20 protein-coding genes are annotated in these 18,590 nt (G+C 66.3%); 15 read left to right on the top strand and 5 right to left on the bottom strand.

Annotated elements, in window-relative coordinates; translation table 11 throughout:
- Positions 1 to 8: 8 nt before the first annotated feature.
- Together AC4D2Q_RS01725 and AC4D2Q_RS01720 are read right to left on the bottom strand one after the other, a co-directional pair.
- Positions 9 to 329, bottom strand: coding sequence for an FmdB family zinc ribbon protein (locus AC4D2Q_RS01725; RefSeq protein ID WP_490926496.1), 321 nt, complete (start codon positions 327 to 329; stop codon positions 9 to 11).
- Positions 330 to 420: 91 nt separating this feature from the next.
- The gene (locus AC4D2Q_RS01720) at positions 421 to 1,044 is read right to left on the bottom strand and encodes a 5-formyltetrahydrofolate cyclo-ligase (protein WP_490944511.1); all 624 of its coding nucleotides are present in this window, start codon (positions 1,042 to 1,044) and stop codon (positions 421 to 423) included.
- 79 nt (positions 1,045 to 1,123) lie between these two features.
- On the opposite strand from AC4D2Q_RS01720, the gene galU reads away from it, so the two are divergent.
- The 4 genes from galU (at position 1,124) to AC4D2Q_RS01700 (ending at position 5,119) form a co-directional block, all read left to right on the top strand.
- A complete protein-coding gene (galU, locus tag AC4D2Q_RS01715; protein ID WP_490926498.1) occupies positions 1,124 to 2,029 on the top strand; it encodes a UTP--glucose-1-phosphate uridylyltransferase GalU in 906 nt (301 codons plus the stop codon).
- 4 nt (positions 2,030 to 2,033) lie between these two features.
- The gene (locus AC4D2Q_RS01710) at positions 2,034 to 2,648 is read left to right on the top strand and encodes a GNAT family N-acetyltransferase (RefSeq protein ID WP_490944509.1); all 615 of its coding nucleotides are present in this window, start codon (positions 2,034 to 2,036) and stop codon (positions 2,646 to 2,648) included.
- Positions 2,649 to 2,735: 87 nt separating this feature from the next.
- On the top strand, positions 2,736 to 3,788 hold the full coding sequence (locus AC4D2Q_RS01705) for a hypothetical protein (protein ID WP_490944506.1): 1,053 nt from the start codon (positions 2,736 to 2,738) through the stop codon (positions 3,786 to 3,788).
- 53 nt (positions 3,789 to 3,841) lie between these two features.
- Complete coding sequence (locus AC4D2Q_RS01700) at positions 3,842 to 5,119, top strand: phosphotransferase (protein ID WP_490944502.1); 1,278 nt, start codon at positions 3,842 to 3,844, stop codon at positions 5,117 to 5,119.
- 12 nt (positions 5,120 to 5,131) lie between these two features.
- Here AC4D2Q_RS01700 and AC4D2Q_RS01695 read toward each other — a convergent pair whose 3' ends face one another.
- Positions 5,132 to 5,605 (bottom strand): Lrp/AsnC family transcriptional regulator, encoded by a 474-nt coding sequence (locus AC4D2Q_RS01695; protein WP_490944500.1) that lies wholly within the window; start codon positions 5,603 to 5,605, stop codon positions 5,132 to 5,134.
- A gap of 177 nt (positions 5,606 to 5,782) precedes the next feature.
- Here AC4D2Q_RS01695 and AC4D2Q_RS01690 point away from each other — a divergent pair, with 177 nt between their 5' ends.
- The 8 genes from AC4D2Q_RS01690 (at position 5,783) to AC4D2Q_RS01655 (ending at position 13,617) form a co-directional block, all read left to right on the top strand.
- Positions 5,783 to 7,033 carry an MFS transporter gene (locus AC4D2Q_RS01690; protein WP_490944498.1) on the top strand — a complete coding sequence of 417 codons (1,251 nt, stop codon included), beginning with the start codon at positions 5,783 to 5,785 and terminating at the stop codon, positions 7,031 to 7,033.
- Positions 7,034 to 7,127: 94 nt separating this feature from the next.
- On the top strand, positions 7,128 to 8,054 hold the full coding sequence (locus AC4D2Q_RS01685; RefSeq protein WP_490944497.1) for an N-acetylglucosamine kinase: 927 nt from the start codon (positions 7,128 to 7,130) through the stop codon (positions 8,052 to 8,054).
- A complete protein-coding gene (locus AC4D2Q_RS01680) occupies positions 8,047 to 8,493 on the top strand; it encodes an NUDIX domain-containing protein (RefSeq protein ID WP_490944495.1) in 447 nt (148 codons plus the stop codon). Before AC4D2Q_RS01685 ends, AC4D2Q_RS01680 begins: the two co-directional genes overlap by 8 nt.
- Positions 8,494 to 8,598: 105 nt before the next feature.
- Positions 8,599 to 9,741 (top strand): ABC transporter ATP-binding protein, encoded by a 1,143-nt coding sequence (locus AC4D2Q_RS01675; protein ID WP_490944493.1) that lies wholly within the window; start codon positions 8,599 to 8,601, stop codon positions 9,739 to 9,741.
- A gap of 1 nt (position 9,742) precedes the next feature.
- Positions 9,743 to 10,516, top strand: coding sequence for an ABC transporter permease (locus AC4D2Q_RS01670; protein WP_490944491.1), 774 nt, complete (start codon positions 9,743 to 9,745; stop codon positions 10,514 to 10,516).
- A 9-nt stretch (positions 10,517 to 10,525) separates the two neighbouring features.
- Positions 10,526 to 11,311: an ABC transporter permease gene (locus AC4D2Q_RS01665; protein ID WP_490945690.1), complete on the top strand. Its 786-nt coding sequence runs from the start codon at positions 10,526 to 10,528 to the stop codon at positions 11,309 to 11,311.
- On the top strand, positions 11,308 to 12,282 hold the full coding sequence (locus tag AC4D2Q_RS01660) for an ABC transporter substrate-binding protein (RefSeq protein WP_490926509.1): 975 nt from the start codon (positions 11,308 to 11,310) through the stop codon (positions 12,280 to 12,282). The genes AC4D2Q_RS01665 and AC4D2Q_RS01660 overlap by 4 nt, the downstream gene beginning before the upstream one ends.
- Positions 12,283 to 12,399: 117 nt before the next feature.
- Positions 12,400 to 13,617 (top strand): pyridoxal phosphate-dependent aminotransferase, encoded by a 1,218-nt coding sequence (locus AC4D2Q_RS01655; RefSeq protein ID WP_490944489.1) that lies wholly within the window; start codon positions 12,400 to 12,402, stop codon positions 13,615 to 13,617.
- A 2-nt stretch (positions 13,618 to 13,619) separates the two neighbouring features.
- On the opposite strand, the gene AC4D2Q_RS01650 is transcribed toward AC4D2Q_RS01655, so the two are convergent.
- Together AC4D2Q_RS01650 and xseA are read right to left on the bottom strand one after the other, a co-directional pair.
- Entirely contained in the window at positions 13,620 to 13,859 is a 240-nt protein-coding gene (locus AC4D2Q_RS01650; protein WP_490944487.1) for an exodeoxyribonuclease VII small subunit, read from the bottom strand.
- Complete coding sequence (gene xseA / locus AC4D2Q_RS01645; protein ID WP_490944485.1) at positions 13,856 to 15,181, bottom strand: exodeoxyribonuclease VII large subunit; 1,326 nt, start codon at positions 15,179 to 15,181, stop codon at positions 13,856 to 13,858. The genes AC4D2Q_RS01650 and xseA overlap by 4 nt, the downstream gene beginning before the upstream one ends.
- 64 nt (positions 15,182 to 15,245) lie before the next feature.
- Here xseA and AC4D2Q_RS01640 point away from each other — a divergent pair, with 64 nt between their 5' ends.
- The 3 genes from AC4D2Q_RS01640 to ychF all read left to right on the top strand — a co-directional run bounded on the left by AC4D2Q_RS01640 (position 15,246) and on the right by ychF (position 18,381).
- On the top strand, positions 15,246 to 16,061 hold the full coding sequence (locus AC4D2Q_RS01640; RefSeq protein WP_490944483.1) for a hypothetical protein: 816 nt from the start codon (positions 15,246 to 15,248) through the stop codon (positions 16,059 to 16,061).
- A gap of 130 nt (positions 16,062 to 16,191) precedes the next feature.
- Positions 16,192 to 17,271 carry a 4-hydroxy-3-methylbut-2-enyl diphosphate reductase gene (locus AC4D2Q_RS01635; RefSeq protein WP_490926514.1) on the top strand — a complete coding sequence of 360 codons (1,080 nt, stop codon included), beginning with the start codon at positions 16,192 to 16,194 and terminating at the stop codon, positions 17,269 to 17,271.
- 24 nt (positions 17,272 to 17,295) lie between these two features.
- The gene (gene ychF / locus AC4D2Q_RS01630; RefSeq protein ID WP_490944481.1) at positions 17,296 to 18,381 is read left to right on the top strand and encodes a redox-regulated ATPase YchF; all 1,086 of its coding nucleotides are present in this window, start codon (positions 17,296 to 17,298) and stop codon (positions 18,379 to 18,381) included.
- Positions 18,382 to 18,590: the final 209 nt, after the last annotated feature.

Genomic DNA, 18,590 nt, shown 5'->3' with positions numbered 1-18,590 from the left:
CGAGGTACCTAGGAGGCGGAGGAACCGGCCCCGGCCGATGCGCCTGCTGCAGAGGAGGAAGCTGAAGAGTCCGAACCTGAAGATGCCTTGGCAGGGGCGGAGGCGGGAGATGAGTCCGTCTTGGAAGGGGCCGCGGGAACCGAGTTCTTCGCGTCGCGCGAATCAGTGCGGTAGAAACCGGACCCCTTGAAGACCACGCCTACGCTGTTGAATTTCTTGCGCAGGTTGCCGCTGCAGGCAGGGCACACCGTCAGGGTGTCATCGGTAAAGGACTGCTGGATGTCAAAAGCGTGACCGCAGTCCTTGCAGGCATAGGCATACGTAGGCACTGTTACTTACTCCTCCTGAGAACCAAGATGTCAGGCCCCCGGCCGGGCTGGCCCGTCGGAAACGGCAGCTGGCACTCGGTGGCCTTGAGTGCTAACTATACACCGGGGGTGCCGGGAGCTCCGTCCACTGTGAGGGGGTCAACACGCCGGTGACAGGCTGATCCAGGGAATCGGAGATCCAGGACCCTGCGGGAGCAAATTCGGAGTCATAGACCACAGCCACCGCGGGAATCGAATTGCCGGCCGACCGCAGTTCCGCCAGGAAACGGTCGTAGTAGCCGCCGCCCTTCCCCAGCCGCACTCCGTCCCGGTCGACGGCCAGGGCGGGAACGAGGAGAAGTCCCAGGTCCGGAAGATCCTCCACCGGCAGGCGCGGTCCGGCAGGTTCGGGAACGGATGGGAACAACCCCGGCACCAGAGGCACCCCGGGTGTCCACCGGCACCAGGAGAGCATCCGGTCGGGCTCGCAGACGGGCACGACGACGTCGTATCCGCGCTCATGCAGCCCTGTCAGCAGCGGTGCAGTGTCCGGTTCCCGTCCCGCCGAGAGATACGCGGCAACGGTGGCCGAAGAAGGAACAATATCCGCGATGGCGCTGAACGCCCGGGCGGCAAGTGCGCGGCCGGCAGCCGGCGGGACGTCAGCGGGAAGCTCCCGGCGGCGCCTGCGGTAGGCGGTCCGGGCAACGTCCTTGGGAACAGCAGAGCGAATCATGTGTCCATTGTCGCAAATGGCCCTTGCCAAATGACGGGCATTTGGGAAAAAGGGGCCGTGCTTATGTACTCTTACGGACATGACTTCTCGCGCCACCGTAACCAAAGCCGTAATTCCCGCAGCCGGGTTGGGTACCCGTTTCCTGCCGGCAACTAAAGCCATGCCGAAGGAAATGCTGCCGGTAGTTGATAAACCCGCCATCCAGTATGTGGTGGAAGAAGCGGTAAATTCCGGTATGTCGGACATCCTGATGATCACCGGCCGCAACAAGCGTTCGCTGGAAGATCATTTTGACCGCGTTCCCTTCATCGAAAAAACGCTGGAAGACAAGGGCGACCTTGAAAAGCTGGCCATGGTCCGGGCGGCTTCCGAACTGGGAGAAATCCACTACCTGCGCCAGGGTGACCCCAAGGGTCTGGGCCACGCAGTGCTGCGTGCCAAGCTTCACGTAGGCAACGAACCGTTTGCCGTACTGCTCGGTGATGACCTGATCGACGCCCGTGACGAACTTCTGACGAAAATGGTGGAGGTCCAGGCCAAGACCGGCGGCTCGGTCATCGCACTGATCGAAGTTGAGCCCTCCCAGATCAGCGCCTACGGCTGCGCCGACATCTCCGTGGTCGAGGGTGAAGATTACGTCCGCGTGAACAAGCTGGTGGAAAAGCCCGATGTTGACGAGGCGCCCTCCAACCTTGCGGTCATCGGCCGTTACGTCCTGCACCCGTCAGTCTTTGAAGTGCTGGAGAACACCGGCCCCGGCCGCGGCGGAGAAATCCAGCTGACCGATGCGCTGCAGACCCTCGCCGCCCGCGAAGAGGGCGAAGGCGCGGGAGTTTACGGCGTCGTGTTCCGCGGCCGCCGCTACGACACCGGTGACAAGCTCAGCTACCTGAAGGCAGTTGTATCACTGGCCTCCGAGCGCGAGGACCTTGGCCCGGACCTGCGCGAGTGGCTCAAGGAATTCACCGGGACTCTCGAAAGCTGATGCTGTGTGGGGGTCGGCCATCTGGCCGGTAACGCTGGAATGCGGTGACGTGGGGCTGCGCCCCATCCGCTACCGCGACCAGCGTGAATGGACCGGCCTCCGCAGCCGCAATGCAGCCTGGATGGCACCCTGGGAAGCGAGCAACCCGCTTCCCGGCGGAGATCTGCCGTCCTACGCGGGCATGGTGCGCAGCCTGAATCAGCAGGCCCGTCAGGATTCCGCCCTTCCGTTCGTCATCACCGAACGCGACGATCTGCGTTCGGTGCCGGCCATTGCCGGCCAGCTGACCGTCTCGACCATCGTCTGGGGATCTGCCCGCATGGCAACCCTGGGCTACTGGGTGGATGAGGCAAGAGCCGGCCGCGGGCTCGCACCGACGGCAGTCGCGCTGGCCACCGACCATTGTTTTCAGTCGCTCGGACTGCACCGCATGGAAATCAACATCAGGCCGGAAAACGCAGCCAGCCTTCGCGTTGTTGAAAAGCTGGGTTTCCGTGACGAGGGACTGCGGAAACGGTACCTGCATATCGCGGGGCAGTGGGCGGACCACCGAAGTTTTGCGCTGACAACCGAAGACGTGCCCGACGGCCTGCTGAAACGATGGCTGGCGTCCCGATAAGGGAAAATGGATCTTTTTTGCCGGTGAAGCCCGACACACCGGCAGTAATGCGCTGTCCGATGTGGACTTTCTCATACCGTCATAGATGTGGACTTCCCTCTTAACAGCTCCCTGATCCTGGCCGTCACCGTTGGTCTCTGGCTGCTGTGGGTTGCCCCCTATTTTTTCCGCCGATCCAAGACCGCTGGCACGCCTGCCGCTACGGCACCCGCAGCTGCCGCACCCGCGGTCCTGCCGGCTCCCTCGTCAACAGCCATCCGCTCTTCCATCTCCGCCGATGGACTGTCCCAGCAGGGGAACACCATGCATAACGACTCTTTCCATCAGCCCGGACACCCCGCAACTTTCCATCAGCCCGGACACCCCGCAACAGGAACCGGCTCCGCCCCCGCTGCCCGGGGCGCCGCGGGCACACCGGAAACAGCTCAGCCGCACTCCGATTTCTCGATCCGCTACGGCCGGACCGCTCTGGCCCTCGCCGGCGCCCTGGCCCTCGCCGTCGTCATCATTGGGCTGCCGCTGGCCGTCTTCGGTGCTGCCTCATGGTGGCTGCCGGTGAACGCCCTGCTCGTGGCTGCAGGGGCGGTCGCCTCGTTGCGCGCCCTGGCCGTGCGGGGCCGGCGGCTTCGCGTGGAGGCAGCGTTCCGTGACGCCATGAGCGTGGGCCGGCAGCTGCCGCCCGCGCCGCAGCCCGATCCCGAGCCCCTGCCTGTTCCCGAGAAACCCGTGCAGCGGCGGGAAACAGTCCTGTTCGACCGCGAGGACTCGGCGGGCACAAAAGCCGCCGCGGGCAAGGGCGCGTCCGCCCAAGCGAAGATCATTACGGCACCGGGATCTTCGGACCGCCCGCTGACTCCGGCGGAACTTCGCACCGCCGCTCTTGAGAGTGCCGCCGCTTCGGCGAAGAAGTCTTCGGACCGTCCCGCAGGCCCGCCCAAAACCTCCACCACGCCATGGGAACCCGTAGCTGTTCCCAAGCCCATCTATGTTGAAGCACCCGTGGCCCAGCGTCCCGTTCCGGCACCCCTGGTTCCGCCGCAGACGCCCAAGTCCACCGCCCGGACCCCCCTGCGCCCCGGTGCAGCCCCGGTGACCGGCAAGATCAACCTGGATGATGTCCTGCAGCGCCGCCGCGCCTAGAACACCGCGTCGACGCCGAACCGGCAGGAACCGCACAGCATGAACCCCGCAGCATGAACCGCAGCGCCCGGACCGTCGTGACCGGCGCGGAAGCTGTTCATAAAGCCAGGCTGGAGGGCCCGGACATGTCCGGTCCCCTGACAGCGGCACTGCGCCCCCTGGGGCTGGTGCCGCTTTCCTTTATCCACCTGCGCTCCCATCACCGGCCGGGTGCCGGCGTCAGCGCCCTCTACCGGGTGCAGGCCGTGCCCCGTCGCCGGGGCTCCGCCGGCCAGGCCGCAGGCGGACCGGTGCGCCTTCAGATCGGTGCCACGACGGCGTCTCTTACCCCGGAACAAAGCAGGAACACGGTGCGGGGTGCAGTGGGCAACACGGACATGCGGCTCTGGGTTCACCCGCGCGACCCTGTCCTGACCGGGCTGCCCTGGGCAACCAATGCCGCCGCCGTGGCACGCGGTCTGTTTGGCGGAGAAACGGACGGCGAGCACTGCGTGCTGCAGCTGGCCGCTTACCGCCCCCTGCGCCGGGCGGTAATCCGGGCGACCTTCAAAGAATCCGCCGTGTATCTGAAAGTCCCGCAGCCGGATCTGGCCGCAGGTCTTCGTCGCCGTGTGGAAGTGGCAGCTGCCGCCGGCCTGCCGGTTCCGCCGTTGCTGGCCATCGCACCGGGAGAAAATCCCGCATCGACGTCGGTCCTGGCGTTGGGCGCGCTGCCCGGCCAGTCCCTCCATCGCCGGCTCAGCTCCGTCCATGATGCGGATTTTGATCCGGACGCCCTGACGGATCTTCTGGCCGGGCTGCCCGCCGCAGCCCTTGAATTTCCGCGCAGACCGTCCTGGTCCGAGCGGGTACTGGATTATGCAGCGGCTTCGGCTGCAGTGCTTCCGGCCTACGCAGGGCGGATCATGAACTGTGCCAGGGAAGCCGACGCCGCCGTCCGTGCCGTGGATGCCGGACCGGTGGTGCCCGTCCACGGCGACTTTCACGGCGGAAACCTGCTGGCCATTTCCGGCAGCGGCGGCCCTGAACTCAGCGGACTGCTGGATCTGGACGGGCTCGGACCCGGACACCGGGTGGATGACTTGGCGTGTTTCCTCGGGCATCTGTTCGTTTTTGCCGCGTTGAATCCCAGTGTCCATGCACTGCGCAGCACCGCCGCACGCTGCGCTGCAGCGTTCGCAGACGAGACGGACCCGGCGGCACTCTACTCGCGGTCCGGCGCCGTCGCACTGACACTGGTTGCCGGAGCCGCCGGCCGGGGACGCCTGGGCGCAGAACAAACGCTCGCCGCGGCAGAAGAACTCCTGGGCCGCTCCCGCAGCAGTTCCTGATGAGCGGCCCCCCTAGAAGGTGGGCGCCAGCTTTTCCAGCAACGGCTCCGTCCGGTACGGGATGTGTTCGTGCAGCGCCAGCACCGTTTCGCTGCGGATGACCCCTTTGATCCGCAGCACAGAGCGCAGGGCCTGCTGCAGGTGCTGGGTGTCCGTGGCGGTGAGGCGGCACCAGACGTCGCCGCGGCCGGAAATCTCATGCACCTCAAGGATCTGCGGAAGGGTCCGCAGTCCCGCAATGACCGTATCCAGTTCCCGGTGGGAGACCTCGAGGGTCACGAAGGCGAGGACGTCATATCCCAGGCGGGCCAGGTCGACGTCGCGTCCGCCCGGGCGGATTAGCCCGGCCCGGTCCAGGTGTTTCAAGTGGCTTTGGGTGGTGTTGCGGGCAATGCCCAGCGTTTCACTGAGCTCGCCAATCTGCGCGCGGGGATCCCGAACCAGTTCCAGCAGCAGCTTCAGGTCAAGGGCGTCGAGGTTGCCCATAGCGCTCATCTCCTCTCAACGAAAACGGAGATATTGATCAAAACCGTCAAAATCGGGCACATTTGGCTCGGATCGGGTGCAGCAGGCTCCATCCTAAAGGGAATTCCATCAGAACCGTTCACCCGGTGACAAATGGATGGGCCATCGGCACCGAGCAAAAAGGGTAGGAAAAGCGCGTTGACAGTCCTTAGTGAACTGCGGATGCAGCCGGCTCCGGCCGGACGCCGCGAATGGGACGCTGCCCGCCGGCCGCGGCTGCTCCTGACCCTCGCGGTCATGACCATGCTGCTGGTGGGCGCCAATATCGCCACCCCGCTCTATCCGCTGCTGGGAGACCGCCTGGGGCTGACCTCCTTTGGTGTCACCGTGGCCTTCGCCTCCTATGTCATTGTCCTGGTGGCGGGACTGCTGCTGGTGGGGCACTGGTCCGACTTCATCGGCCGCCGGGCAGCCCTGGTGCTCGCCGGCGTCGTGAGCCTTGTGGGCGGCGTGCTGTTTGGAACCGCAACGGGCATGGGTGCCCTGATTGTCGGGCGTGCCCTGCAGGGAGCATCGGTGGCGCTGGCAACGGGTGCCAGTTCCGCGGCGCTGCGGGAACTGCTGCCGCACCGTCCGGAATGGGCCACCCGCTTCACACTGATGGTTTCCGCCGGGGGAGTGGCAGCGGGACCGGTGATCGGCGGCCTGCTCTCGCTGCTTCCCGCCCCCACGCTCACGCCATTCCTGATCCATTCCGCCGTTCTGGCGGGGCTGTTGATTCCCCTGTGCCGGATCAAAGCCCGTCCCGCCATTGCCGCTCCGCCGCCCGGCCGTGCGCTGAAGGCATTGCGGCCCCGGCGGCTGGCTGTTTCCCACCGGGCCCGGGCCCAGTTCTGGATGGCTTCGGTCACCGGATTCCTGAGCTTCGCCGTCTTTGGCTTCTACCTGTCCCTGGCACCGACGTACTTCGCCGGCATTGCCGGGACGTCCTCACGGCCCGTCATCGGCCTGCTGGCCGCCCTGGCCCTGGCCGCCTCCGCCGTCAGCCAGCTCACCGGCATCCGCGGCCGCTGGGTGGTTCCGGGCGGCCTGGCCCTGATGGCCACGGGCGTTGCCCTCATCCCGGCCGCCGGCGCCCTGGGCAGCGTACCCCTCCTGGTGGTTGCCTCCCTGGCAGCAGGATTCGGCCAGGGCATGGCGTTCCGTGCCGTCTTCAATGACGTTGCGGCGAGCGTTGAGGCCGCCCAGCACGCGCAGATCATCAGCACGGTGTACGTCATTACCTACCTGGGCAGCGCGATTCCCGTCCTGGGCCTGGGTGCTGCCGGTGCAGCCTGGGGTTTGTCGGTGTCGGTCATCTGGTTTGCCGCGGCTATTGCCGTGAGCTGCATGGTCCTGTGCGCTTTTGCCCTGGTCCGGACCGTCCGCGCCGCCCGGCGCGGAGCCTGACCGCTTTGGCTCCGGATCCTGCGGAAGGACCGGGCGGCCCCTGACCGCTGCCTAAGACGTGCCGATCGGTGCCGGCGGAAAGTAGGCTGGGCAAATGGATATTTTGCGGGGCGAACCAGCCGCGGGTTCCGGCACCCGAGTCATCGGGCTGGACATCGGCGGAACCAAGACCCACGGGCTGCTCCTGGTGGACGGCGTCCCCGCGGCCGAGGCCATGGCCGGCAGCGCCAATGTTCAGAACGTGAGCCCGGCGCAGGCAGCGGCCAACCTGGCGGAAATCTTTGCCTCCCTGGGAGCCGGAACGGTGCACCGCGTCATTGCCGGCTCCGGCGGCATTGATACCGACGACGACGCCGCCGCCCTCCGCACGCTGATCAGCCCGCATGTGCCGGGCGCGGCGGTGGACGTCATCCACGACACGCGGCTCATTCTGGCGGCGGGTGAAAGCCCGGCAGGCATTGCCCTGATCGCCGGCACCGGATCGGTGGCCTGGGGACTGAGCTCCTCAGGCGAAGAGGCACGCTCGGGCGGCTGGGGCTATCTCCTGGGTGATGAGGGCAGCGGCTACTGGGTGGGCCGGGAAGCCGTGCGCCACACCCTGCGCCGCTTCAACCTCGGGCAGGAACCGGATGAGTTGTCCGCCCTGCTGCTCGCCGCCTGCTCGGTTGACGAACCGGAGGAGCTGATTTCCCTGTTCCACTCCGCCGAAACCGGCAGGCGGTACTGGGCGTCCAAATCCTCCGTCGTCTTTGCTGCTGCCGTGCAGGGCAGCGCCGCCGCGCTGGAGATTGTGGCAGCTGCGGCACGCCACCTGGCCGGGCTGGCTGCGGATACCGCGCGTCTGCTCGGCATCGACGGACCGGTGGTGGTTGGCGGCGGGCTCGGAATGAACCAGCCGCTGCTGCAGGACCGCCTGCGGCAGGATCTGGAGCGGTCCGGACTGACCGGGATCCGGTTCCTGACACAGGACCCGGTCCACGGCGTACGGTACCTGGCCGGCCGGGACATCCAGCGTGGCTGATTTCGACACGCGCGTCGGCGCCTATGCCGTAATCATCCGCGACGGCAGCATCCTGCTGTCCCATTGGAAGGACCACGGCTACTCCAGCTGGACCCTGCCCGGCGGGGGACTGGAAATGCGCGAAGACGCTCCCGCCGCCGTCATCCGGGAGGTCCGCGAGGAAACAGGTTACGACGTGGAGCTGGAAGAGCTGCTCGGGGTGGACAGCATCTTCATCCCGCCCGAACACCGGTTCCCCGGTGAACATCCCCGGCTCCTCCACGCGCTGCGGATTATTTACCGGGCACGGGTAACCTCGGGGGTGCTGACCCACGAACTCGGCGGCAGCACGGACCAGGCGGCCTGGGTGCCACTGGAGCAGGTTGCCGAGCTGGGTGAAGCCGCCCTGATACAGGTGGGGCTGGAGATGGCCATCCGGACGCCCGCCGGTTCCGAATGAACTCAGAACGAACTGCTGGACTGCGTCCACCGTGTGTCCTACCGTGAACACACGGCAGGACACACGCTCCGCAGGACTCCCCAAAACCCAACGGAAGGTATCCCCATGACCCCGCCGGACCCCGCACCGCGGGCCGCCCAGCCCATGATCAGTTTCCGCGGTGTCACCAAATCCTTTGCCGGGTCTGCGGCAGCTGCCGTCGAAAACCTCAGCATGGACATTGAACGCGGGGCCATCACGGTCTTCGTGGGGCCTTCGGGATGCGGGAAGACCACCTCGCTGCGCATGATCAACCGCATGGTCGAGCCCACGGCCGGCTCCATCACCGTGGACGGCACGGATGTCAGCGGCGTCAAGGCCCCTGCACTGCGGCGCTCCATGGGATACGTCATGCAGTCCGCCGGCCTGATGCCGCACCGCACGGTTCTGGACAACATCGCCACGATTCCCCGGCTGAACGGGCAGTCCAAGGCCAGCGCCCGGGCGCGCGCGGCGGAACTGCTCGACGTCGTCGGGCTGGCCTCCTCGATGGGCGGGCGCTACCCGGCCCAGCTCTCCGGCGGACAGCAGCAGCGCGTGGGAGTGGCCCGCGCACTGGCAGCCGATCCGCCCGTGCTGCTGATGGATGAACCCTTCAGCGCGGTGGACCCGGTGGTCCGGGCGGAGCTGCAGCAGGAATTGCTGCGGCTGCAGCGGGACCTGGCCAAGACCATCGTCTTTGTCACCCACGACATTGATGAAGCGACCATTCTGGGAGACAAGGTGGCCGTCTTTGCCGTGGGCGGACGGCTGGCCCAGTACGCAGCCCCCGAGGAAATCCTGCGCGCCCCCGTGGACGACTTTGTGGCGAGCTTTGTCGGCCGTGACCGGGGCTTCCGGCATCTCTCCTTCCAGACGGGGCAGGGAGTGCCGCTGCATCCAATCCAGCTGCTGGATCCCGCCCGGCTGGCCGATCCCTCCGTGGCTGTGGAGGGGGACTGGGCGCTCGCAGTGGACGACGGCGGGCTGCCGCTGGGCTGGGTGCCCGCCTCCCGCCGGGCGCAGATCACCGCACCGGCGCAGCTGGTCCCGGGCGGATCGCTGTACCGGGAAGGCCGAAACCTGCGCCAGGCCCTGGACGCCGCCCTGTCCTCGCCCGCGGGCCTGGGTGTCGCCGTGGACGGTGACAACCGGGTGATCGGTGCCATCCGTCCCGATGAGGTGCTGGCCCGGATCGAGGCGGCCCGGCTGCAGCGGAGCGCGGGCTGAGATGGAGTGGTTCCTCGCCCACACTGACCAGGTGTTCCGGCTGACCGGGCTGCACCTGTACCAGTCGATCGTTCCGCTGGTCCTGGGCATCATCATTGCGGTGCCCCTCGCCGCCCTGGTCCGCAGAAACAAACGCCTGCGTGGGGCCGTGCTCGCCATCGGATCGCTGCTCTACACCATTCCGTCCCTGGCGCTCTTCGTCACCCTGCCGGCCATCCTGGGCACCCGCATCCTGGACATCAGCAACATCATCATTGCCCTGACCATCTATGCCGTGGCGCTGATGCTGCGGGTGGCGGTGGATGCCTTCGACTCAGTGGACGACGGCGTGCGGCAGGCCGCCGTGGCCATGGGCTACCGGCCGCTGCGGCGTTTCCTGACCGTGGACCTGCCATTGTCGGTGCCGGTGCTGATTGCCGGCCTGCGTGTGGTCTCCGTCAGCAACATCTCCATGGTCAGCGTGGGGGCACTGATCGGAGTGGAAAACCTGGGCTTCTTCTTCCGGGACGGCCTGCGGCGCTACTTCATCACCGAGATCATGGTGGGCATCATTGCCACCCTGGTCCTGGCTTTCCTCATGGACCTGGTCTTTGTCCTGCTCCAGCGGGCGCTGACCCCCTGGCTGCGCGCGGGAAACACCGGCGGCAGCGCGGCGGGCGGACGGGGCACGCGGAAGAACCGCCGCTCAGCGGCCGCGGACGCCGAGGGCAGCACCGGAACCGCCGCGGCACACGGCACGCCGGCCGCCCCGGACGCCGCACTGAAGGGGGCATAACCCGTGGCCCTGAACATTCCCCGCACCCAATACACCTCCACCAACGCCCTGGGCCAGGGCTGGGAGTGGCTGACCGATCCCGCCAACTGGACCGGCGCGGCCGGCATCCCGATGCGCACAATGGAGCATCTGGGGTACACCGGCCTGACCCTGCTGATCGCGGTGGTGATCTCCGTGCCGATCGGCCTGTACATCGGCCACACCGGCCGCGGCCAGCTCGCCGTCGTGACGGCGTCCGGACTGCTGCGTGCCCTGCCAACCCTGGGCATGCTGACCCTTTTTGTCCTGTTGGCCGGCCTGGGCCTGATGCCGCCCATCTGGGCCCTGGTCCTGCTGGCCGTTCCGCCGCTGCTTGCTGGAACCTATTCCGGCATCGCCTCCGTGGACCGCAGCATTGTGGACTCGGCCCGCAGCATGGGCATGACCGAGCTGCAGGTCCTGTTCAAGGTGGAAATCCCCAACGGACTGAAAGTGCTCTTCGGCGGGCTGCGCGGAGCCACCCTGCAGGTGGTGGCCACAGTGGCCGTGGTGGCAACCATCAACCTCGGCGGGCTGGGACGGTACCTGATTGACGGCGTCGCACTGGCCGATTACGGACGCGTTTTTGGCGGAGCGGTCATCATCGCCGCACTGGCTCTTGCCGTGGACGGCGTGATTGCGTTGGCCGCACGCCTTTTGATTTCGCCCGGGCTGCAGGAAGGCCGCGTCTTAGCGGCGGATGCAGCCGCCGGGACAGCAACCATACCGACCGGCGGCGGATCTGCCGCCGCCGGCTCACAAGGAGGAAAACAATGATGCAGCACAAGCGCCGGAACTCCCGGCCCAAGGGCCTGACGGTCCTGGCCGGAGGCTTCACTCTGACCGCCCTCGCCCTGGCCGGCTGCAGCGGCGGAGGCGGGGACCCCCTGGCCTCGGAATCGCCGTCGGAGAGCGCAGCTTCCGGTGCCGCAGCCGCCACCATCGTGGTGGGCTCCGCCGACTTCCCCGAGTCCGAGACCCTCGCCGAAATTTATGCAGGTGCCCTGAACGGCGCCGGCATCCCCGCGGAGACCAAGCTCAGCATCGGTTCGCGCGAGGTATACCTGCCGGCACTGCAGGACGGGTCCATCAACCTGATTCCGGAGTACACGGGCGCGCTGCTGGTCGGCGTGGACCCGGACACCGAACTCGTGGACGCCGGTGAGATTGTTGACGCCCTGCCGGCGGCCCTGCCCGAGGGGCTGGAGATCCTGGAACCCTCCGACGCGGAGGACAAGGACGCCATGGTGGTCACCAAGGCCACGGCGGAGAAATACGATCTGGAGAGCATCGAGGACCTGGCCAAGGTGTGTGACCAGCTCACCCTCGCCGCACCGGCGGAATTCGCGGAGCGCGCCCAGGGGCTGGCCGGGCTCAAGGACAAGTACGGCTGCGAGTTCAAGGAGTTCACGCCCATCGGAGACGGCGGGGGACCGCTGACCGTCGATGCCCTGCTCAAGGACGATGTGCAGGTGGCGGACATCTTCACCACCACGCCGGCGATTGCGGAGAATGATCTGGTGGTCCTGGAAGATCCCAAGCAGAACTGGCCTGCCCAGCAGGTGGTTCCGCTTGGCTCTTCCGCGGTGATCACTGATGAAGCCGCGGAGGTGCTCAATAAGGTGTCAGCACAGCTGACCACCGAGGACCTCATTCAGCTGAACCAGGAAGTCAGCGGTGACCAGAAGCTGGATCCCAGCGAAGCGGCCCAGATGTGGCTGGTAGAGAAGGGCTTCGTCCAGTCCTAGACGGACCGTAGGCAGCCCGGGCTGCCGCAGTAACCGGTTCCGGATAACCGAGTCGCAGGGACCCCTTTCCGCTTCACATGTGCGGGGAGGGGTCCCTGCCTGTGGCACCATGTTTTCATGGCCGAATTCAAGCAGTCCCACAAGCTCCACAACGTTCTCTATGACATCCGTGGGCCGCTGCTGGAGCATGCACAGCGTATGGAAGCGGCCGGGCAGCGGATCCTAAAGCTGAATATCGGCAACCCGGCGCCCTTCGGTTTCGAGGCGCCCGAAGCGATCTTGGTGGACATGATGCGCCACCTCCCCAAGGCCCAGGGCTACAGCGACTCCCGCGGCATTTTCTCCGCCCGCACCGCCGTCGTACAGTACTACCAGAGCCGCGGCATCCAGAACATCGACGTAGACGACGTTTACCTCGGCAACGGGGTCAGCGAACTCATCACGCTCTCACTGCAGGCCCTGCTGAACAACGGCGACGAGATCCTGGTGCCCGCACCCGACTATCCGCTGTGGACCGCGTCGGTTTCCCTGGCCGGCGGCACCGCCGTGCACTACCTCTGCGACGAAGACCAGCACTGGTGGCCGGACGTCGAGGACCTCGAGTCCAAGATCACCGACCGCACCAAGGGCATTGTGCTCATCAACCCCAACAACCCCACCGGAGCGGTGTATCCGGAACACATCGTCAAGGCCATCGTTGACCTTGCCCGCAAGCACGGGCTGATCATCTTCTCCGACGAAATCTACGAAAAGATCCTGTACGACGACGCCGTGCACGTGAACTCAGCCACGATCACCGGCGAAGAGGTCCTGTGCCTGACCTTCAGCGGCCTGTCCAAGGCCTACCGGATTGCCGGCTACCGCAGCGGATGGATGGCCATCTCCGGACCCAAGCATGAGGCGCTGGACTACATTGAGGGCATCAACCTGCTCGCCAACATGCGGCTATGCGCCAACGTTCCCGCGCAGCACGCCATCCAGACCGCATTGGGCGGCTACCAGAGCATCAACGATTTGATCCTGCCCGGCGGCAGGCTCAAGGCGCAGCGCGACCTGGCCCACAAGATGCTCAATGAGATCCCCGGTGTGAGCTGCGAACTGTCCATGGGCGCCCTGTACCTGTTCCCGAAGCTGGACCCTGAGGTCTATCCGATCGCCAGCGACGAGCAGTTTGCGCTGGACCTGCTCAAGCAGCAGAAAATCCTGATCTCCGTGGGCACAGCCTTCAACTGGGTGCGGCCGGACCACTTCCGGATGGTGACCCTGCCCAACGTGGACGACATCGAGGACGCCATGGTCCGGCTCGCGGAGTTCCTTAGCACCTACAAGCAGTAGGCCTACTCCCCGTTGGCCTGCTCCCGGGCGGCGTCCAGGCGGCGGCGGGCACCTTCCAGCCAGGACTCGCAGCGGGTGGCCAGCTGCTCGCCGCGCTCCCACAGAGCCAGGGATTCCTCCAGCGACGCGCCGCCTGTTTCCAGCCGGCCAACGACTGACACGAGTTCGTCCCGGGCCTGTTCATAGCTCATGGCTTCAATGTCCGCCGGGATTGCTGTTGCTTCGTTTGCTGCGGGGCTCATGGGGTGTTTCCTTCTGTTGGCGTGGTGTTCGGTGAGGGTTCCGGCGCTGAGTATGCGGTGGCTGCGGCGGTGGCCGCCAGCTCGCCCACGGCAACCCGGATGCGCAGGTGCGCTGCTTCCGGTACGGCTGCCGCTTCCCGGACCACGGCGCCGTCCGCCAGCTGCACGACGGCGTAGCCGCGGTCCAGGGTGTTCTGCGGCGAGAGTGCGCGGACCTGGGCGCGGAGGTAGGAAATGCGGTCGGTGTCCCGCCGCACTTCGGAGCTCATGAAGGACAGGGCGCGCTCCCGGAGCCGGGAGACTTCCTGGGCCCGCCCGTCGATCATGGTTTGGGGAGCAGCCATCACCGGCCGGGAACGGATGTGGTTCAAACGTTCCGTTTCGCGGCCGACTGTCAGTTCCACGATGCGGCGCAGCTGGGCGCGGGCCGCGCCGATGCGCTGCAGTTCCTCGCCGACGTCGGGAACAATCCGCTTGGCCGCATCAGTGGGTGTGGAAGCCCGAAGGTCCGCAACCTCGTCAAGCAGCGGACGGTCCGCTTCGTGTCCAATGGCGCTGACCACCGGGGTGCCTGCGGCCGAAACGGCACGGACCAGGTCCTCATGGCTGAACGGCAGCAGATCCTCCAGGGAGCCCCCGCCGCGGGCAATGACAATGACGTCAACTTCCGGCATCGCATCCAGCTGTGCCAGCGCCCGGGTAACTTCCGCCACCGCGTTGACACCCTGCACTGCCGCTTCACGCACTTCGAAGGCCACGGCGGGCCAGCGGAGCGCAGCATTGCGCATGACGTCCTTCATGGCGTCGGAGTTGCGGCCGGTGATGAGCCCGATGCGCCCGGGCAGCAGCGGCAGTGGCAGCTTCCGGTCGTCGCGGAACAGTCCCTCCGCAGCCAGTGACTGGCGCAGCCGTTCAATCCGGGCCAGGAGATCGCCGACGCCCACCGGACGGATGTCCCGGGTCTGCATGGAGAGCCGTCCGGTCTTGACCCAGAAATCCGGTTTGACCTGGGCTACCACCCGGGCGCCGCGTTCCAGCGGCAGCTCCATCCGGTTCATCACCGTGCTCCAGACGGTCAGGGACAGCGAGATCTCCGCATCGACGTCGCGCAGCGTGATGTAGGAGGCGTTGGCGCGCTTGTTCAGCTCGATAATCTGCCCCTCCACCCAGGTGGCGGGGGCACGGTCAATGTAGCTTTTGAGGTTCCGTGAGAGCAGCTGCAGCGGCCACGGATTCTCGGGACTGGTTTCCGCGGCAGTCTTCGGCAGGCTCGTCGGAACGGCGGGCTCGTCGGGACCGGGTCGGTCTGTGGGGTCTTGCATAAGTTAATGTCTATCAGGTGCCGCCCCCATCGGTGGTTCCGGAACTCGAGTGAGGAAACAACAGATGCGCACATTCGGCTCGGCCATCCTGGGTTTGGTTGCCGTCCTGCTGGCAGCGGCGGCGCTGTGTTCGGCCTGGCTGGCGGACAGCGTCGTGTCTGAAGACGGGTTTGTTGCCCTGGGTCAGCCGCTGGGCACGGACGCAGCCTTTCAGCAGGACCTCTCGGAGGAGATCGGCTCGCAGGTGGCACAGAGCATCCAGCTGCCCGACGCCGTCGCCTCCTTTGTGGAGCCCCTGATCACCAGCGCGGTGCAGGGAGTGCAGTCGCTGCCCGGCTACCCCGAGGCCTGGGATGAGACGCTGCGCCGCTCGCAGGCCCAGACGTTCGACGGCGACGGCGGAGTCACGCTGGACCTCGCCCCGGTGGTCGGGCTTGTGTCGCAGGAGCTCGGCGGCGGAACCGGGATTGATATTCCGGCGCCGGAACAGTCCCTGATTGAACTTGGCGGAGCGGACCAGCGCGATGACATTCAGCTGGCGGTCAATGCCGCCAATGCCTGGCCCTATTTGGCTTTGGGAGCCGGCGTGGCCGCAGTGCTGTCGCTCCTGGCAGCCCGGCGCCGCGGTTCGGCCCTGGCCTGGATGGGAACGGGTGCACTGCTCGCGGGGGGAGCGCTCTGGTTTGCCGCCGGCAGTCTTCCGTCGCTGGCCGAACGCCCGGCCTACGCCAGTGCGCTCGCCGAAACCTTCGCCGCCGGTTTTGCATCCGAAGCATCGGGCAGCCTGCAGGCGTGGACCATTCCCTTCATTCTCGGCTCCGCAGTGCTGCTGGTGCTGGGGCTGCTCCTGGGCGCCGTGGGCGGGCGACGGCGGCGCTGACCCCGGCGGTGCAGGCCCGCGGCCGGTCCGGTTCCGCTCCGGGTATCGCCCTGGTCACAGCTCCTGCGCCCTCAGCGGACGAAGGGCCGGTGCGGACATTCGGTGCCGGGGCACCCGATACCATGGAGGCATGACCAGCACTGCCGTTTCCGTGCCTATGCCCACCGTGCCGCGCAGGCGCCGCAGTCCGCAGGAGGTAGCCGCCGCCGCACCCGTTTCCGGTGCCCGCCGCGTCCTGCTGGCTGCACCGCGCGGCTACTGCGCCGGCGTCGACCGCGCAGTGATTGCCGTGGAAAAGGCGCTGGAAGCCTACGGCCCGCCCGTGTACGTCCGCAAGCAGATTGTCCACAACCTCCACGTGGTCCAGACGCTTGAGGAAAAGGGCGCCATCTTCGTTGACGAAACGGACGAGGTCCCGGAAGGCGCACGGCTGATCTTCTCCGCGCACGGCGTCTCTCCCGCCGTCGTGCAGTCCGCGAAGGACCGGAACCTGCAGACCATCGACGCCACCTGCCCGCTGGTGACCAAGGTCCACAAGGAAGCGGTGCGGTTTGCCCGCGACGACTTTGACATCCTGCTGATCGGCCACGCCGGCCACGAGGAAGTGGAAGGCACCTACGGCGAGGCGCCCGAACACACGCAGATCGTCAACGGTCCCGAAGACGTGGACAAGGTTGTGGTCCGGGATCCGGACAAGGTGATCTGGCTGTCCCAGACCACCCTGAGCGTGGACGAAGCCATGCACACGGTGAACCTGCTGCGCAAGCGGTTCCCCACCCTGCAGGACCCGCCCAGCGACGACATTTGCTACGCCACCTCCAACCGGCAGGCTGCCATTAAGAAGATCGCCCCCGAGGCGGATCTGGTGCTGGTGGTGGGATCCGCGAACTCCTCGAACTCCGTCCGTCTGGTGGAAGTTGCGCTGGAATACGGCGCCAAGTCCTCGCACCGCGTGGACTTCGCCAACGAAATTGACGAGAGCTGGTTCGAGGGCGTTGCCACCGTTGGTGTGACGTCCGGTGCCTCGGTGCCGGAAAACCTGGTCCAGGACGTGCTGCACCTGCTGGCCGAGTACGGCTACGGCGACGTCGAGGAAGTGGTGACGGCGCAGGAGGACATCATCTTCTCCCTGCCCAAGGAAATCCGCGCCACGCTCAAGGCCATGGGGGACACCTCCCGCGGTCTGGGCGGGCGGCGCGCCGGAGCCTGACGGCCACCGGTATGATTGGTTAACGTGGCTCTTACTATTGGCATCGTCGGCCTGCCCAACGTCGGCAAATCAACCCTGTTCAATGCGCTGACCCGCAACAACGTTCTGGCGGCGAACTATCCGTTCGCCACCATCGAACCGAATGTCGGCGTCGTGTCCCTTCCGGACCCCCGCCTGGCCAAGCTGGCCGAGATTCACGGTTCCGCGCGCATCCTCCCGGCAACGGTGTCCTTCGTGGACATTGCCGGCATCGTGAAGGGCGCGTCGGAAGGCGAAGGGCTGGGCAACCAGTTCCTGGCGAACATCCGTGAGGCCGAGGCTATTGCCCAGGTCATCCGCGTGTTCGATGACCCCGATGTCATCCATGTGGACGGCAAGGTGGATCCGCGCTCCGATATGGAGACCATCAACACCGAACTGATCCTGGCCGACCTGCAGACGCTGGAAAAGGCGATTCCGCGGGTGGAAAAGGAAGTCAAGATCAAGAAGCGCGACGCCGCGCAGCTGGCGGCCATGCAGGCCGCGCAGACCGTGCTGGAGCGCGGCGACACCATCTTCTCCTCCGTGGAGAAGGACAAGCTGGACATGGAACACCTGCGCGAGCTGAGCCTGCTCACCGCCAAGCCCTTCATCTACGTGTTCAACGTGGACGACGCCGTGCTGGGCAACCCGGAGCGCCAGGAGGAACTGCGCGCCCTGGTGGCCCCTGCGGATGCCATCTTCCTGGACGCCAAGCTCGAAGCCGACCTGGTGGAGCTGGACGAAGAAGAAGCCCGCGAGATGCTCGAGATGAGCGGCCAGGAAGAGTCCGGCCTGGACAAGCTGGCGCGTGTTGGCTTCCACACCCTGGGCCTGCAGACCTACCTGACGGCCGGTCCCAAGGAAACCCGTGCGTGGACCATCCGCAAGGGCGACACCGCGCCGCAGGCTGCCGGCGTCATCCACTCCGACTTCCAGCGCGGCTTCATCAAGGCCGAAGTTGTCTCCTTCGATGATCTGGTGGAGGCCGGTTCCATGGCTGAGGCCAAGTCCCGCGGCAAGGTCCGCATTGAAGGCAAGGACTACGTCATGGCCGACGGCGACGTGGTGGAGTTCCGCTTCAACGTTTAGTTTTTGCCTGAATCAATAGAAATGCCGTCCTTCATGAAAACGTAAGAGGGCGGCATTTCTATATCGGCGGCAAAAGCTTTGATAAGTGTCTATTCAGGCCGTGCGCCAGTCGGTTACCTTCGACTGCTTGCCAACGATGCTTATGCCACCAACCAGGATTTCGCGCCCCGTAGGGGCCCGAAGAACCTAAGTTATACAAGGACGCTGTG

It is taken from the genome of Arthrobacter sp. TJ-178 (assembly GCF_058269275.1).
This window is presented reverse-complemented; position numbering and strand designations above follow the sequence as displayed.